17 protein-coding genes and 2 pseudogenes are annotated in these 14,407 nt (G+C 71.2%); 12 read left to right on the top strand and 7 right to left on the bottom strand.

Annotated elements, in window-relative coordinates:
- Nucleotides 1–113: 113 nt before the first annotated feature.
- From RCO28_RS23895 to RCO28_RS23910, 4 genes are all read left to right on the top strand, one after another.
- Nucleotides 114–1,373, top strand: coding sequence for a histidine kinase (locus tag RCO28_RS23895; RefSeq protein WP_308943293.1), 1,260 nt, complete (start codon nucleotides 114–116; stop codon nucleotides 1,371–1,373).
- Complete coding sequence (locus RCO28_RS23900) at nucleotides 1,370–2,056, top strand: response regulator transcription factor (RefSeq protein ID WP_308943294.1); 687 nt, start codon at nucleotides 1,370–1,372, stop codon at nucleotides 2,054–2,056. The genes RCO28_RS23895 and RCO28_RS23900 overlap by 4 nt, the downstream gene beginning before the upstream one ends.
- Before the next feature lie 351 nt (nucleotides 2,057–2,407).
- Nucleotides 2,408–2,812 (top strand): hypothetical protein, encoded by a 405-nt coding sequence (locus RCO28_RS23905; protein WP_308943296.1) that lies wholly within the window; start codon nucleotides 2,408–2,410, stop codon nucleotides 2,810–2,812.
- A 38-nt stretch (nucleotides 2,813–2,850) separates the two neighbouring features.
- Entirely contained in the window at nucleotides 2,851–3,039 is a 189-nt protein-coding gene (locus RCO28_RS23910; RefSeq protein ID WP_308943298.1) for a hypothetical protein, read from the top strand.
- Nucleotides 3,040–3,092: 53 nt separating this feature from the next.
- On the opposite strand, the gene RCO28_RS23915 is transcribed toward RCO28_RS23910, so the two are convergent.
- From RCO28_RS23915 to RCO28_RS23930, 5 genes and pseudogenes are all read right to left on the bottom strand, one after another.
- The gene (locus RCO28_RS23915; RefSeq protein WP_308943299.1) at nucleotides 3,093–3,599 is read right to left on the bottom strand and encodes a GyrI-like domain-containing protein; all 507 of its coding nucleotides are present in this window, start codon (nucleotides 3,597–3,599) and stop codon (nucleotides 3,093–3,095) included.
- 61 nt (nucleotides 3,600–3,660) lie between these two features.
- Nucleotides 3,661–4,227 (bottom strand): glycoside hydrolase family 30 beta sandwich domain-containing protein, encoded by a 567-nt coding sequence (locus RCO28_RS39395; protein WP_374991231.1) that lies wholly within the window; start codon nucleotides 4,225–4,227, stop codon nucleotides 3,661–3,663.
- A 27-nt stretch (nucleotides 4,228–4,254) separates the two neighbouring features.
- Entirely contained in the window at nucleotides 4,255–4,806 is a 552-nt protein-coding gene (locus RCO28_RS39400) for a hypothetical protein (RefSeq protein WP_374991232.1), read from the bottom strand.
- Nucleotides 4,755–4,886, bottom strand: a pseudogene (locus RCO28_RS23925) (family 1 glycosylhydrolase); the annotation flags it as partial. The gene RCO28_RS39400 and the pseudogene RCO28_RS23925, both read right to left, overlap by 52 nt.
- A gap of 89 nt (nucleotides 4,887–4,975) precedes the next feature.
- Nucleotides 4,976–5,149 (bottom strand): annotated as a pseudogene (locus tag RCO28_RS23930) (carbohydrate ABC transporter permease); the annotation flags it as partial.
- A 147-nt stretch (nucleotides 5,150–5,296) separates the two neighbouring features.
- Between RCO28_RS23930 and RCO28_RS23935 the strand changes: the two are divergent.
- The 3 genes from RCO28_RS23935 to RCO28_RS23945 are packed head-to-tail and all read left to right on the top strand — an operon-like array spanning nucleotide 5,297 to nucleotide 7,610.
- The gene (locus RCO28_RS23935) at nucleotides 5,297–6,676 is read left to right on the top strand and encodes an ROK family transcriptional regulator (protein WP_308943300.1); all 1,380 of its coding nucleotides are present in this window, start codon (nucleotides 5,297–5,299) and stop codon (nucleotides 6,674–6,676) included.
- The gene (locus tag RCO28_RS23940) at nucleotides 6,673–7,098 is read left to right on the top strand and encodes a PaaI family thioesterase (RefSeq protein ID WP_308943302.1); all 426 of its coding nucleotides are present in this window, start codon (nucleotides 6,673–6,675) and stop codon (nucleotides 7,096–7,098) included. Before RCO28_RS23935 ends, RCO28_RS23940 begins: the two co-directional genes overlap by 4 nt.
- A 5-nt stretch (nucleotides 7,099–7,103) precedes the next feature.
- Nucleotides 7,104–7,610 carry a hypothetical protein gene (locus RCO28_RS23945; RefSeq protein WP_308943304.1) on the top strand — a complete coding sequence of 169 codons (507 nt, stop codon included), beginning with the start codon at nucleotides 7,104–7,106 and terminating at the stop codon, nucleotides 7,608–7,610.
- A 209-nt stretch (nucleotides 7,611–7,819) separates the two neighbouring features.
- Here RCO28_RS23945 and RCO28_RS23950 read toward each other — a convergent pair whose 3' ends face one another.
- Entirely contained in the window at nucleotides 7,820–8,812 is a 993-nt protein-coding gene (locus RCO28_RS23950) for a Gfo/Idh/MocA family oxidoreductase (RefSeq protein ID WP_308943306.1), read from the bottom strand.
- A 390-nt stretch (nucleotides 8,813–9,202) separates the two neighbouring features.
- Nucleotides 9,203–10,126 carry a trypsin-like peptidase domain-containing protein gene (locus RCO28_RS23955; RefSeq protein WP_308943308.1) on the bottom strand — a complete coding sequence of 308 codons (924 nt, stop codon included), beginning with the start codon at nucleotides 10,124–10,126 and terminating at the stop codon, nucleotides 9,203–9,205.
- A 184-nt stretch (nucleotides 10,127–10,310) separates the two neighbouring features.
- On the opposite strand from RCO28_RS23955, the gene RCO28_RS23960 reads away from it, so the two are divergent.
- The 5 genes from RCO28_RS23960 (at nucleotide 10,311) to RCO28_RS23980 (ending at nucleotide 14,361) form a co-directional block, all read left to right on the top strand.
- Nucleotides 10,311–10,853: an EF-hand domain-containing protein gene (locus RCO28_RS23960; RefSeq protein ID WP_308943310.1), complete on the top strand. Its 543-nt coding sequence runs from the start codon at nucleotides 10,311–10,313 to the stop codon at nucleotides 10,851–10,853.
- 50 nt (nucleotides 10,854–10,903) lie between these two features.
- Complete coding sequence (locus tag RCO28_RS23965; protein ID WP_308943311.1) at nucleotides 10,904–11,137, top strand: hypothetical protein; 234 nt, start codon at nucleotides 10,904–10,906, stop codon at nucleotides 11,135–11,137.
- A 149-nt stretch (nucleotides 11,138–11,286) separates the two neighbouring features.
- Nucleotides 11,287–12,075: a GntR family transcriptional regulator gene (locus RCO28_RS23970; protein WP_308943313.1), complete on the top strand. Its 789-nt coding sequence runs from the start codon at nucleotides 11,287–11,289 to the stop codon at nucleotides 12,073–12,075.
- Between the two features lie 122 nt (nucleotides 12,076–12,197).
- Nucleotides 12,198–13,202 carry a sugar ABC transporter substrate-binding protein gene (locus tag RCO28_RS23975; protein ID WP_308943315.1) on the top strand — a complete coding sequence of 335 codons (1,005 nt, stop codon included), beginning with the start codon at nucleotides 12,198–12,200 and terminating at the stop codon, nucleotides 13,200–13,202.
- 157 nt (nucleotides 13,203–13,359) lie between these two features.
- Complete coding sequence (locus tag RCO28_RS23980) at nucleotides 13,360–14,361, top strand: sugar ABC transporter substrate-binding protein (protein WP_308943446.1); 1,002 nt, start codon at nucleotides 13,360–13,362, stop codon at nucleotides 14,359–14,361.
- Nucleotides 14,362–14,407 lie beyond the last annotated feature (46 nt).

The raw sequence follows: 14,407 nt of genomic DNA on the forward strand, positions 1-14,407 counted from the left end.
AAGGTCGATGCCCGGCAGACTTTCGGCTACGGCCCAGGAGCTTTCGGCTACCGTCCCCGCGCGCGCCGCCCGCACAGCTGCGCGGGTGCATAGATTTGTCGACCATGAGAGGTATGGAGCAGCAGCCGCCCCCGGCCGACCCCACGCCGGGCCCCGAGTACCGGTGGCCCAGTCTGCTGCCCGCCGCCGTCGCCGCCGAACTCGACCCCGACCGGATCAGGAACGGCCGGGCCCGGCGCACCGTGCGCGACTGGATCGTCGACTTCGCCTGTTTCCTCACCGCCGTGCTCGTCGGCCTGGTCGGCGCCGAGGCGGTCGGCAGCAACCCGAACGTGCCCCCGGGCCTCGTCCGGGTCGACCACGCCGTCGGCGCCCTGGCCTGCGCCGCGGTCTGGCTGCGCCGCCGCTGGCCGGTCGGCCTGGCCATCGCGATGGTGCCGGTCAGCCTGGTCTCCGACACCGCGGGCGGCGCGGCCGTCGTGTCGATCTTCACCCTCGCCGTGCACCGGCCGTTCCGGTACGTCGCCTGGATCGGCGGCATCTCCGTGGCCGTCGTGCCGCTCTACTACTGGCTGCGGCCCGAGCCGGACCTGCCGTACGTGATCACGGTCGCCTTCGCCGTGCTGATGTCCGTCACCGTCATCGGCTGGGGCATGTTCGTACGCTCCCGGCGCCAGCTCCTGCTCAGCTTGCGCGAGCGCGCCGAACGCGCCGAGTCCGAGGCGGCGCTGCGCGCCAAGGAGGCCCAACGGCTCGCCCGCGAGGCCATCGCCCGCGAGATGCACGACGTACTGGCCCACCGGCTGACCCTGCTCAGCGTGCACGCGGGCGCCCTGGAGTTCCGGCCCGACGCCCCCGAGAAGGAGATCGCCCGCGCCGCCGGGGTGATCCGGGACAGCGCCCACGAGGCCCTTCAGGACCTGCGCGAGATCATCGGCGTCCTGCGCACCGATGCCTCCGGTGACGAGGGCGGCCGACCCCAGCCCACCCTCGCCGCACTCGACGCCCTGGTCGCCGAGTCCCGCGCCGCCGGCATGAAGGTCGCCCTCGACAACCGCGTCGCCGACCCCGAGGCCGTCCCAGCCGGCGCCGGGCGCAACGCGTACCGCATCGCCCAGGAGGGGCTGACCAACGCCCGCAAACACGCGCCCGGCGCCGAGGTCACCGTCCGGGTGGCGGGCGCTCCCGGCGAGGGTCTGACCGTCGAGGTGCGCAACCCGGCCCCGCCCGGCGACGTGCCCGAGGTGCCCGGTTCGGGGCAGGGGCTGATCGGCCTCACCGAGCGCGCGACCCTCGCCGGGGGCCGCCTCACGCACGGCGCCGAGGGCGACGGCGGGTTCCGGATCGCCGCCTGGCTACCGTGGGCGCCATGACCTCGAACCCGATCCGGCTGCTGCTCGTCGACGACGACCCTCTCGTACGCGCGGGCCTGTCCCTGATGTTCGGCGGCGCCGACGGCATCGAGATCGTCGGGGAGGCCGCCGACGGGGCCGAAGTCCCCGAGCGGGTCGCCGAGTTGAAGCCCGACGTCGTCCTGATGGACCTGCGCATGCCGAAGGTCGACGGCCTCACCGCCACCGAGCGGCTGCGGGTCCGTGAGGACGCTCCGCAGGTCGTCGTCCTCACCACCTTCCACGCCGACGAACAGGTCCTGCGCGCCCTGCGCGCGGGCGCCGCGGGCTTTGTCCTCAAGGACACCCCGCCCGCCGAGATCGTCACGGCGGTACGCCGCGTCGCCGCGGGCGACCCGGTCCTCTCCCCGACTGTGACCCGCCAGCTGATCACGCGCGCGGCGGGCCCGGACACGTACACCGACCGCAGAAGCCGCGCCGAGGCCCGCCTCGCGGCCCTCGCGGACCGGGAGCGCGAGGTCGCCGTCGCGGTCGGCCGGGGCCACTCCAACGCGGAGATCGCGACCCGCCTCTACATGAGCGTCGCCACGGTCAAGGCCCACGTGAGCCGCATCCTGACGAAACTGGACCTCAACAACCGTGTGCAGATCGCGCTGTTGGCGCATGACGCGGGGTTGCTGGAGCCGACGGAGGACGAGGGCTAGGTATCCGTGCCCCGAAAGGGGCGCGGGGCCTGAACGCGTCTGCCGGGACCCTCAGTTGCGGGTGGACGGATTCCAGCGGAAAAGGTTCCAGTCAGCTCGCAACGGCTCGATAAAGCACGAGGTCATTGGTCCCTTCAAGCAGGGACTTTGGTCCTGTGGCTTTTACGTCCCGAAATGATGGACTGTCACGGTCCGTTTGACCGACGGGCTTTGTTTTTCATCAACATGGGGAGAGTTGTGTCTGTGACCAAGTCCCGTCTTTTCCAGACGACTTGTGCCGCTGTGCTCGCGGGGGCTGTTCTGCTGGGGACCGCTCCGGCGGCATCGGCCCATTCGGGGGAAGCGGAACCGGTGAAGGTGGCCGCCGCCGGTGACGGAGGCGCGTATGTGGACCTCGCCGCCCAGGGCTACACGTACGAGGAGGCGGTCGAGGCGTTCAAGGACTCCGACGTCGTCGAGGTGGTGCGGGGCGATCTGCCCGGTGACGAGGAGAGTCCGGTGCTGCGTGGGGTCAGCTTCGGCTGGTACGTCTACGTGAAGCTGAGCAAGTCCCAGGCCAAGGCCATCAACGCGGGTTCCGCGGCCACGGCGGCCGGCATCATCGGGGTCATCACCGGGGGGATCGGCGCCGCTGTCGCCGCGGGTGTCTACTCTTACATGGTCTCGCTCGGCAACGAGGGGATCGACAAATGCAAGAAGGGTGTTGAGATGAAGTTCTCCTACACCGGCAGGCCCAAGGGCGTGAAGTGCTACTGAGTGCTTGAGGGCGCCAGGTGAGAGAGGAGAAGAGGGATATGAAAGGCCGGACCTCGACAACCGTCGGTTTCCTCGTCGCGATCTTCGTGTTCTTTCTGGGGCTGCTCATCAGCGGTGAGCTGAATTCGAGCGACGGAAGCCTCATGGAATCGGTCCCCCTGTACTTGGCCATCGCCGTTCCAGGTGGGCTGTTGACCGCCTGGATCGCGTCCAGAGGGCGACGCTGAACCACTGCCCTGCCGGGCCGCCCCCGCCGGAAGGCGAGGGCGGCCCCGGGGCGTCAGTCCCGCAGTCGGAACGCCAGTTCCGTCTCCCACTTGTTCAAGTCCGGCTCCACCCGCGGATCCGTCTTGTAGCTCTCCAGGCGGCAGGCCCACACCTCGCCCGCCTCCGTGCGCTCCACGTCCCAGGCGAGCCCCTTCGCCGTGCCCCACTTCAGGACTGTCGCCGTCACCGCGAACAGCTCGTCGGGGTGGCCGATATGACGTACCGTCACATACCGCCCGGCCGGCAGCGTACCCACGAACAGCTCGCCGTCCGGGACCCGGACCCGCTCGCCGACCGGCACCCCGGCCACCACCTCGAACTCCCGCGTACGGTCCTCCGGATCGAGCACCTCGTACTTGAAGAACGGGCCGTCGGCGATGGGGATGCCGCGTTCGCCGAGCCAGCCCACGATCTCCGGCAGCCGGTCCGCGAGCTGGCCGAACGTGTCCCAGCTGACCCGTCCCCTGACCCCGACGAAGTGCTGTGCGGGGCGTTCTTCGATCCTCGGTTGGTTCGCCATGCGCCGATCCTGCCGGGACGCGGCGCGGGGCGCACCCCGGCCGCGCGGATCGGCCCGGCGATCAGTCCGTCGGAGCCCCCGGCCAGGTGAAGGTCGCGACGGCCCCGGCGGGCAGCTCGTACGCCAGGGAGCGACCGGACTCCGTGACGGAGAACGTCCGGGGCGCGTCGGCCGCGTTCACGACGACGGAGAACGTCCGGGGCGCGTCGGCCGCGTTCACGACGACGGAGAACGTCCGGGGCGCGTCGGCCGCGTTCACGACGACGGAGACCCGCTCGCCGTCCGGGTTCTCGAACGTGACGTTCTGCAGTCCGCCAGGGCCCTGGCTCGTCGAGGCGATGCGGTGGGCGCCCCGGTCCATGAACTTCGAGACGTGCCCGAGCACGTAGAACTCCGCGTTCTTCTCGGCCTTGCCGCCCGCGACCTGCACGACCCCGTTGCAGCGCTCGCCGCACAGGCCGAAGTGCGGGCCGCCCTTGTCGTCCAGGGCCATGTTCCACAGCACGACGGTCTCCGCGCCGGAGCGCAGGCTGCGTACGACCAGGTTCTCCGTCTGCCACTTGAGGGTGTCCGCGAACGTACGCGACGGGTCCTCGCTGTCGGTGCCCGAGCACTCCGTGAAGAACACCCCCTCACCCGCGCCCCGCACCTGCTGCTACGCCTCGGGCCGCCCGCCGTAGCAGTGGAACGCGGCGCCCTGCACGCGCGCGATGTCCTTGGTCCTGTTGAGGACGTCGAGCGGGTAGTCGGGCCGGTCCCAGTTGTGGTCGTACGCGAAGAGCTGCGTGTCCAGGCCCGCCGCGGTCAGCCTAGCCTCCAACACCCGGAAAAAATCGGCCTGTTGGGCGGGCGACATGCCCATCGAGGGGTACGAGGTCTCGAAGAGCGGCTCGTTCTGCACGGTCAGGTCGTCCACGGGGACGCCGGCCTTCGCGTACGCCTGGAGCGTCTTCACCAGGTAGTCGGCGTACGCCTCGTACATCTCCGGCTTGAGCCCGCCGCCCTCCAGCTTGCCGCTGTCCTTCATCCAGGCGGGCGCCGACCACGGGCTGCCCATGACCCGCACCTGGGGGTTGAGCTGCTTCGCGGTGCGGACGAGCGGCAGGATCTCCTGCTCATCGCGGCCGATGGAGAAGGAGCCCTGGGTGTCCTCGTACGAGTAGTACGTGTGCCGAGGGTGCGCATCAGCGTGATGTCGTCCCGCCACCGGTGGTAGTGGTCGCAGGTCGCGTCGCCGTGGTCGCCGCCGTCGATGGTGCCGGGGGTGTGCGCGAAGGTGTCCCAGACGAAGTCGGCGGGGAGTTGGTGCGGGGGCTGGTGCAGGAGCTGGTGCTGGGGCTTGTGCTGGGGGGCCACGAATTCCCTTTCCTCAATGGTCACTTGACGGCCCCGGCGGTGAGACCGGCGACCAGATGGCGCTGGAGCAGCAGGAACCCGGCGACCACCGGAACGCTCACCACGAGCGAGGCGGCCATGACCTGGTTCCAGTACACGTCGATCTGGGTGGCGTAACCCTGCAGACCGACGGCGAGCGTGCGCGTCGTGTCGTTGGCCGCTCTCCGGGGGTGGCTCCGTTCGACTCGTGAACAGACCTCACGGCTAAATTCAAGTCGTGAGTTAAGTAGTGAGGGAACGGTCCGTCAATACTTCGCGCACACGTTCCCGCCCGGGTAGGTTCACTCAGGGAAGGGGAGGCGATGGTGGAAACGAACCGGCGTACGGTGCGCGACCTGCGGCGCACCAACCGCGCGGCGGTCCTGCACAAGCTGTACTTCGAAGGCCCGCTCAGCAGACAGGAGTTGGGCCCGCTCACCGGACTCAGCTCGGGCTCCGTCAGCAACGTGGCCGGCGAGCTGATCGCGGACGGCCTGGTCGAGGAGGCCGGCACCGTCGACTCGGACGGCGGCCGCCCGCGCACGCTCCTGCGCGTCGCCCCCGACAGCGGCCGCCTGGTCGGCGTGGACGTCGGCGAGACCCGCGTACGCGTCGAGCTGTTCGACCTGGCCCTGACCGAACTGGCCCGCGCCGAACTGCCGTTGCCGGAGCCGGGCGAGGGGCACGACGTGGAACGCGTGGTGCGGGCCGTGGTGGAAGGTTTGCGCGAAGTCACGCGCGGGGAGACCCGGCGGATCGTCGGCGTCGGCGTCGGCGTCCCCGGCATCGTCGACGCGGCGGGACCTGACGGCGCGGTGGTCCACGGGCAGACGGTGGGGTGGAACGCGGTGCCCCTGGAACGGCTGCTGCGGGCGGAGCTCGGGGTGCCCGATGACGTGATCGACGAGGACACCCTCCCCATCGACGACACCCTCCCCGTCGACGACACCCTCCTCGACGACGACACCCTCCTCGTCATCGACAACGGCGCCAAGACCCTCGGCCGGGCCGAGATGTGGTTCGGGGCCGGTCGCGGCGCGCGCAACGCCGTCATCACGCTCATCGGCTCCGGCGTCGGCGCCTGCGTGATCGCCGACGGCGTCCCCTACCAGGGCTCCGCCAGCAGCGCGGGCGAATGGGGGCACACCGTCCTGCGGGTCGGCGGCCGCCGCTGCCGGTGCGGGGCGCGCGGCTGCCTGGAGGCGTACGTCGGCGCGGAGGCCGTACTCGAACGGTGGCGCGAGGCGGGCGGGCGGCAGCGCTCACCGGACGAGGAGGACGGCCTCGCCCAGCTCCTCACCGAGGCCGCCGGGGTGACGGGCCCGGACTCGGCGGCCTCGGCGATCCTCGACGAGACCGCCGAGTACCTCGGCGCGGGCATCGCCGACCTCGTCAACCTCTTCAACCCGGAGCGCATCGTCGTCGCGGGCTGGGCCGGACTGCTGCTCGGCCCCCGCCTGCTGCCCGACGTACGGAAGGCGGCCGCCGCGTACGCGCTGCGCCACCCGTACGCGCAGACCACCATCGAACTGGGCAGGCTCGGCCCCGATGCGGTGACCGTCGGCGCCGCGACGCTTCCGCTGGCCCGGTTCCTGGACACCGGCGGCGCGGGTAGATTCACGCCCCGCCGCGACGAGCCCCGGGGCCCGCTGCCCCGGACCGGCCGCCGCACCACCACCGAGCAGAGGAGATCCGCACGATGACGCAGCCGCCCGCCCTCGACCTGGCCGCGGCCGAACAGGCCCTGGACTCGCAGCCGTTCAGCCGCCTCCTCCAGGCCAGGATCACCGCCTTCGGCGACGGCAGCGCCACCCTGGAGGTCGACGTCCGCGAGGAGCTGCGGCAGCAGAACGGACATCTGCACGGCGGCGTCGTCGCGTACGCGGCGGACAACGCCCTCACCTTCGCCGCGGGCACCACACTCGGCCCGGCCGTCCTGACCGGCGGCTTCTCCATCCAGTACGTACGGCCCGCACGCGGGCGCATCCTCGTCGCACGCGCCGAGGTCGTACACAGCGGCCGCCGCCAGGCCGTGGTCCGCTGCGACCTGGTCACTGTCGACGACGCGGGCGAGGAGAAGCTGTGCGCCGTCGCCCAGGGCACCGTCCTGGCGGCGGGAGGCTGAGGGCCGTGCAGCGCAGCATCGAGATCTGCACCGACGTCACCGGCCGTACGGGCGGTGGCGAGGGTTTCCACTACCTCCGCTGGGGGTCCAAGATTGAGCTGTCCCTCGACTGCTTCGTCTGCGAACGGACCGCCCGCACCACGGTGTTGGAGGTCGGCGCCGAGCGCGCGGTGTGCAGCGGCAGCCGTGGCGGCCCCGTCGGCCACTACACCGCCGCCCGCATTGCCGCCTTCGACGTCACCTCGGGCGCCGACCAGCTGGCGCTCAGGGCCGTGGTCAGCTTCTGGTGGGCCCCGTTCACGGACTCCGCCTCCGGCCACCGCGCGGCCGCCCCGACCCTGCACCCCTGGGTCCGCCTGCACCTCGGCTACGACTGCCCGCAGGAGGGGGGCGCCTCGGGCTCGTTCGGCATCCAGACGAACATGGAACGCCCGGTCAGCGAGCCCTGCGCGCACTGCACCCGCCCGGTCGCGACGAGCACCCGCACGCCTACAATCCGGCTCCTGGACTGAGCGGCTCGAAAAAACTAGCCCCTCCGGCGTTTGAGGAGGGGGGTCCGGGGGCGGAGCCCCCGCAGCCGACGGCGGTCTTTCGGGAAGGGGCGGGGAGGGGAGAGAATCAGCCCGTCCGGCGCTTGAGGACGAGCCCGCAGGGCGATCGACGGCGCCCGAGCCGACGGCGCCCGAGCCGGCGGCACCCGAGCCGACGGGGCGCGGGACGACTACCCCGCAAGACTCACCACCCGCCCCTCCCGCCGAGACACCTCACAACCCTCCGCAATCCGCAAAGCGGCCAACGCCTCACGCCCGTCGCAGGGATTCTCGCGCCCGCCCCGCGCCACCTCCACGAACGCGGAAATCTCCGCCTCGTACGCCGGAGCGAACCGCTCCAGGAACCCCGGCCACGGCTTCTCGGGCGCCGCGGGCCCCGTCGGCTCGGCGGACGTCAGCGGCGTGCGCTCGTCCCAGCCGACCGCCAACTGGTCCCGCTCACCGGCGAGTTCCATGCGTACGTCGTACCCCGCGCCGTTGCACCGCGTCGCCGTAGCCGTGGCGAGCGTGCCGTCGTCCAGGGTGAGGACCGCCGCGGCAGTGTCGATGTCGTCGGCCTCGCGGAACATCGCCGGACCCGCGTCCGAGCCGACCGCGTACACCTCGCGCACCTCGCGCCCCGTCACCCAGCGCAGCGCGTCGAAGTCGTGGACCAGGCAGTCCCGGTAGAGCCCGCCGGACAGCGGCAGATACGCGGCGGGCGGCGGCGCCGGGTCGGACGTGATCGCCCGCACCGTGTGCAGCCGGCCGAGCCGCCCCTCCCGTACCGCCTCCCGCGCCGCCGCGTACCCCGCGTCGAAGCGCCGCTGGAAGCCGAGCTGGAGCACCGAGCCCGCCCGCTCGACCTCTTCCAGCGCGGCCAGGGTGCCCGGCAGGTCGAGGGCGATCGGCTTCTCGCAGAACGTGGGGAGCCCGGCGCGTGCCGCCCGGCCGATCAGGGCGGCGTGCGCCGCGGTCGCCGCGGTGATCACGACCGCGTCCACCCCGGCCGCGAACACCGCGTCCACGTCCGCCGCGGCGTCCGCGCCCGTGCGGCCCGCCAGCTCCGCCGCCCGTGCGGGGTCCGCGTCGGCGACGAGGAGAGCGTCCACCGCGGGGTGCCGGGCGAGCGTCGCCGCGTGGAACGAACCGATACGACCTGTTCCGATGAGTCCGATGCGCATGACCCCAACCTGGCACCGCTGCCCGTACCGCGTCCAGCATTTGTCAGGACATTCCAACTCCCGGCGGTGTGGCACCTCCATCCGCACACTCGAATTCCCCGCGCAGCCAACGGAGTTGACGTAGAGGCGGGCGGTGTGACCCTGGTGCCCCGCTCCCGCGAGGAGTTCACGAGCCACTTCGACGGCCTCGACCGGTCGACCCGGGCGTCGTCCGGGTCCCGGACTGGCGCCCCGAACTCGCCGATGACGAGGTCAGGGACGGCTCGCCCGTGCCGGTGTACGCGGGGGTCGCGCGCAAGGCGTGAGCCCCGGCCCCACCGGCTCACAACGCCTCGGCTCACGACTGCTCGGTCGGCTCACAACGGCTCGGCTCACGACTGCTCGGTCGGCTCACAACTGTTCGGCCCGCGCGTGCACATGACCCGCGAGTGGGCCGAGCACCTCGCCCTCGATCACCGAACCGCCCTCCGCCTCGTCCCCGAAGCTGTTCACCGACACCAGCGTGCCCCGCCCCGACTTCGCGTCGAACCCCGCCAGCCAAGGCCCTCCGCTCGACCCGCCCTCCATCGGACAGGGCACGCTCTGCTTGCCGTCCGGTGTCGCGGACGTGGTGCCCGAGCAGTACATGAGGCGCTCGCCGCGCTCCTCCCGACTGTCCGGGTAGCCGAAAACAGTCACCTTTCCGCCCGGCTTGCGGCCGACGGCGAGCCGCTGCCCGCCGACCGTGTCCGCCAGCGCCTTGCCCGAGCGGTGATCCACGACCACGGCGGCCACATCGGTCGTGGCGTCCTGCTCCCAGCTGCGCGGCATCACCACCGCCCGAATCACGAACACCCCGTAGGGGAGACGGTTTTCGCCGCTCTTCTCGCCGCTCGTTTCGCCGCTCTTCGCGCCGTAGCCGGGCACGAACACCATATTGGTGTGGTGGTTTCCGGGGGACGCGGGCAACTGCACACAGTGCCCGGCCGTCATCACCGTGGACCGGTTGCTGCCGCGCACCGCGGTGGCCGTGCAGTACGAGTCCTCCCCCTTCTCGTCGGTGAAGAACAGCCGCCCCACCGTCCTCATCTCCGGCCCGCCCCACGGCCGTACGACAGCGGAGTCCTGCCCGAGCGGTGCGTTCGCGCCGACCTCGCGCATCCGGCCGGGCGTCCAGTACGCGAGGGTGCCGCGTCGCTCGGCCGCGGTGAACGTCACTTCGGTGAGCGCCGCCTCACGGGCCGCCTCACGGCTCGACGGGCCGGCAAGCGCGCCCGCGGCCACCACCGCCGCCACGGAGGCGACGGCCAACGCGGACGGGACGATGCGATGCATGAACGGGCACCTCCTCTGCCCCCGGTACGACGCTAGGTCCCACCTCGGCATCCGGCACGGCGGACCGCTTCTCCGGTGAATCGGCCCGCCCGAACGGACGAGCCTCACGGCAAGGCCCCCCTCACACGCCCCCGGCTGAAGGTAAGCACCCTTCCAACTGAAGTCTCCACGAAAGGAACAGGCCGTGAGCGAGGACCTGCTGCGCCGCAAATTCGAGCACCGATTCAACATGCTCGACACCGACAACGACGGATACATCACCGAGGCCGATCTCACCGCACTCGGCGACCGGCTGATCGCACACCTGCAAGAGCCGCCGACCTCACCCAAGAGCCGCTCCGTGGCCGACTCCAAAGCCCACTACTGGCGCTGCCTCTCCCAGCTCGCGGCACCCGACGCCGACGGCCGCGTCTCCAAGGACGCCTTCGTCGTCGGCCTGGCCGCCTCAGCCGACAGCCGGCGGGTACGCGAGATGGTCCACCCGTCCATCAAGGCCGATCTCGCACTCGCCGACCGCGACGACGACGGCGTGGTCGACATCGACGAGTTCACCACCCTCTACACCGCCATCGGCGTTCCCGCCGGCCAGGCGCGGGACATCTTCCGCGTACTGGACCGCAACGGCGACGGCAACCTCGACCTCGACGAGTGGCTCGAAGCAGCCGACGAGTTCTTCACCGCCACCGATTCCACCGCCCCCGGCAACCACATCCTCGGCCGCGTCTGAACGCCTCGACCACCACACCCCACACGTACGACCCAAGGAGCTGCACCCACATGGCAGGATTTCTCGACCGGGCGAAGGAGCAGGCGCAAGGCGCCCTCCAGGCCGGCAAGCAGAAGGCGGACGAGGTCCAGCAACAGCGCGCCGGGAACGATCTGCTGAAGAAGCTCGGCACCGCCTACTACGCAGAGCGGAGCGGCAACGGCAGCCCGGAAGCCACTCAGGCCGCGCTGAGCGCCCTTGAAGCCCACATCGCCACCCACGGGGACGGCTTCCTGCGCGGATGAGGCGGCGACCCGGTGCGCCACGTCAGGGTGGTCACCGGGTCCGCTTCTGGTCGTACAGCAGGATGCGCAGGTCACCGTCCGGATCGCCGCCGACGGGGCGGAAGGCCTGCGTTTGTCCGGACAATCGAACCTCAGGACTTCCCGTCAACATGAGCCACGGCTACGCTCGCCCCGTGCCCAAGCCCGTAGCCGATCAGGCCGAGTCGCTTCAGCTCAGCGTGGACCGCAGTAGTCCCGTCCCGCTGTACTTCCAGCTGGCGCAGCAGCTCGAGGCGGCCATCGAGCAGGGCCGGCTCGCCCCGGGCAGCCTCCTCGGCAATGAGATCGACCTCGCCAGGGGCCTCGGCCTGTCCCGGCCCACCGTCCGGCAGGCCATCCAGTCCCTGGTCGACAAGGGCCTGCTCGTACGCCGCAGGGGCGTCGGGACGCAGGTCGTGCACAGCCAGGTCAAGCGCCCGCTGGAGCTGAGCAGCCTCTACGACGACCTCGAAGCGGCCGGTCAGCGCCCCGCCACCCGCGTCGTACGCAACGCGGTCGAGCCCGCTTCCGCCGAGGTCGCCGCCGCCCTCGGCCTCGCGGAAGGCGCCGAGGTGCACCGCGTCGAACGGCTCCGGCTCGCCCACGACGAGCCCATGGCGTACCTGACGAACCACCTGCCCGTCGGCCTGTTCCAGCCGGAGTCCGCGCGGCTCGAAGGCACCGGGCTCTACCGCCTCATGCGCGCCGCCGGCATCACCCTGCACAGCGCCCGCCAGACCGTCGGCGCCCGCGCGGCCACGGAGGCGGAGGGGCAGCTGCTCGCCGAACCGGCGGGGGCGCCGCTGCTCACCATGGCCCGTACGACCTTCGACGACACGGGCCGCGCGGTCGAGTTCGGCTCGCACATCTACCGCGCCTCGCGCTACTCCTTCGAGTTCCAGCTGCTCGTACGGGCCTGAGCGTGCCGTCGTCCTCAAGGACCGGTCCGTATGTTCTGACAAAGTCATTGACGGCCCCGCGCGCCCCCGCTAGAACACCTCCAGCCGCACCCGGGCGGCCCGGAGAAGGGGTGGGTCCACCAATGCGCAGAGCCCGAACAGCCCGCACAGCGACCGGAGTTGCCGCCCTCGTGGGTGCGCTCGCCCTCGTCGCCGGGTGCAGCGGATCCGGCGGCAAGGGCGCCGAGGACCGCGGCGACGAGGAGTCCGGCGGCAAGGCGTCCGGGCCGCGCCTGAAGATCGGGATGGTGACGCACTCCGGCGAGGGCGACACGTTCTGGGACATCGTCCAGAAGGGGGCGAAGCGGGCGGCGGCCAAGGACAACGTCGAGTTCCTGTACGCCAACAACAAGGAGGCGAAGGAGCAGGCCGAACTCGTCCAGTCGTACATCGACAAGAAGGTCGACGGCCTGATCGTCACGCTCGCCAAGCCCGAGGCGATGAAGTCCGTGCTCGCCAAGGCCGCGAAGGCCGGCATCCCGGTGATCACCATCAACTCCGGGGGCCAGTTCTCGCAGGAGTTCGGAGCGCTCACGCATATCGGGCAGGACGAGGCCGTCGCGGGCGAGGCGGTCGGCGACGAGCTGAACGCGCGCGGCCGGAAGAAGGCGCTGTGCGTCATCCACGAGCAGGGCAACGTCTCCCTGGAGGAGCGCTGCGCGGGCGTCGGGAAGACCTTCGACGGCTCGGTGGAGAACCTCAACGTCAACGGCACCAACATGCCCGAGTCGCAGTCCACCATCCAGGCCAAGCTGGACTCGGGCGCCGACTTCGACGTCGTCGTCACGCTCGGAGCCCCCTTCGCCGAGGCCGCCGTACAGGCCAAGGAGGACTCGGGCAGCACGGCGGAGATCGACACGTTCGACCTCAACGCCGAGGTCGTCAAGCAGCTCAAGGCGAAGGAGATCGGCTTCGCCGTCGACCAGCAGCCGTACCTCCAGGGCTATCTCGCCGTCGACGGTCTCTGGCTGCACCGCGTCAACGGCAACGTCACCGGCGGCGGCAAGCCCGTCCTCACCGGCCCCGCGATCGTCACCGAGAAGGACGTGCCGAAGCTGGAGAAGCTCACCGCAAAGGGCACCCGGTGACTCCGGCGAAGGGAACCCGGTGACCGGGGACGAACGGCAGCCGGTGACCCCGCTGCCCGCACCCGTGATCGCCGTGACCGATACTGGGGCGTTCGGGGCGGGCCGGCGGCCCGCCCCACGGCACCACCCGGCAGTACAGCGAGAAGGGCACGACTTCGTGGCAAGAGTTCGGACCTGGGCAGGCATCGCGCTCGCGGCGGTGCTCGGCATCGCGCTCACCGGGTGCAGCAGCACCGGCGGCAAGCGCGCCGAGGACGCCCGCAAGGCCCAGGCGCAGGGCAGGGCCGCGGTCGACACCCCGCGCTGGACCATCGGCATGGTCACCCACTCGGGCGACGGCGACACCTTCTGGGACATCGTCCGCAAGGGCGCCGAGCAGGCCGCCGTCAAGGACAACATCAACTTCCTGTACGCCAACCACGACGAGGGCAAGGAGCAGGCCCAGCTGGTCGACTCCTACATCGACAAGAAGGTCGACGGCCTGATCGTCACGCTCGCCAAGCCCGACGCGATGAAGGCGGCGCTGGCCCGTGCCCGCAAGGCCGGCATCCCGGTGATCACCGTCAACTCCGGTTCCGCCGAGTCCAAGGAGTTCGGCGCCCTCGCCCACATCGGCCAGGACGAGGAGATCGCCGGTGAGGCGGTCGGCGAGGAGCTCAACAAGCGCGGGAAGAAGAAGGCCCTGTGCGTCCTGCACGAGCAGGGCAACGTCGGCCACGAGCAGCGCTGCGCGGGCGCGAAGAAGACCTTCGACGGCACGATGCAGAACCTGTACGTCGACGGCACCAACATGCCCGACGTCCAGTCCGGCATCAGCGCCAAGCTGCAGTCCGACTCCGCCATCGACACGGTGGTCACGCTCGGCGCGCCCTTCGCCGACACCGCCGTGAAGGCCAAGGAGGACGCCGGCAGCAAGGCGGAGATCGACACGTTCGACCTGAACGCCAAGGTCGCCGCGGGCCTCAAGTCCCGCGCCCTCGGCTTCGCCGTCGACCAGCAGCCGTACCTCCAGGGGTACGAGGCGGTCGACCTGCTGTGGCTGTACAAGTACAACGCCGACGTCCTGGGCGGCGGCCGGCCCGTGCTGACCGGCCCGGAGATCGTCACCGAGAAGGACGCCGTAAAGCTCGAGGAGTTCGCGAAGCGGGGGACCCGATGAGTGATCCGACGCAAGCGGCCGTGACGGCAGTCGGGCAGGTGGCCCG

Source organism: Streptomyces sp. LHD-70, from assembly GCF_031157275.1.
Lineage (GTDB): Bacteria > Actinomycetota > Actinomycetes > Streptomycetales > Streptomycetaceae > Streptomyces.

What these genes read in the sequence shown, in the direction of transcription:
- RCO28_RS23895 (WP_308943293.1), top strand. Translation starts at nt 114, where the DNA reads ATGGAGCAGCAGCCGCCCCCGGCCGACCCCACGCCGGGCCCCGAGTAC.
- RCO28_RS23900 (WP_308943294.1), top strand. Translation starts at nt 1,370, where the DNA reads ATGACCTCGAACCCGATCCGGCTGCTGCTCGTCGACGACGACCCTCTC.
- RCO28_RS23910 (WP_308943298.1), top strand. Translation starts at nt 2,851, where the DNA reads ATGAAAGGCCGGACCTCGACAACCGTCGGTTTCCTCGTCGCGATCTTC.
- RCO28_RS23915 (WP_308943299.1), bottom strand. Translation starts at nt 3,599, where the DNA reads ATGGCGAACCAACCGAGGATCGAAGAACGCCCCGCACAGCACTTCGTC.
- RCO28_RS23935 (WP_308943300.1), top strand. Translation starts at nt 5,297, where the DNA reads ATGGTGGAAACGAACCGGCGTACGGTGCGCGACCTGCGGCGCACCAAC.
- RCO28_RS23940 (WP_308943302.1), top strand. Translation starts at nt 6,673, where the DNA reads ATGACGCAGCCGCCCGCCCTCGACCTGGCCGCGGCCGAACAGGCCCTG.
- RCO28_RS23950 (WP_308943306.1), bottom strand. Translation starts at nt 8,812, where the DNA reads ATGCGCATCGGACTCATCGGAACAGGTCGTATCGGTTCGTTCCACGCG.
- RCO28_RS23955 (WP_308943308.1), bottom strand. Translation starts at nt 10,126, where the DNA reads ATGCATCGCATCGTCCCGTCCGCGTTGGCCGTCGCCTCCGTGGCGGCG.
- RCO28_RS23965 (WP_308943311.1), top strand. Translation starts at nt 10,904, where the DNA reads ATGGCAGGATTTCTCGACCGGGCGAAGGAGCAGGCGCAAGGCGCCCTC.
- RCO28_RS23970 (WP_308943313.1), top strand. Translation starts at nt 11,287, where the DNA reads ATGAGCCACGGCTACGCTCGCCCCGTGCCCAAGCCCGTAGCCGATCAG.
- RCO28_RS23975 (WP_308943315.1), top strand. Translation starts at nt 12,198, where the DNA reads ATGCGCAGAGCCCGAACAGCCCGCACAGCGACCGGAGTTGCCGCCCTC.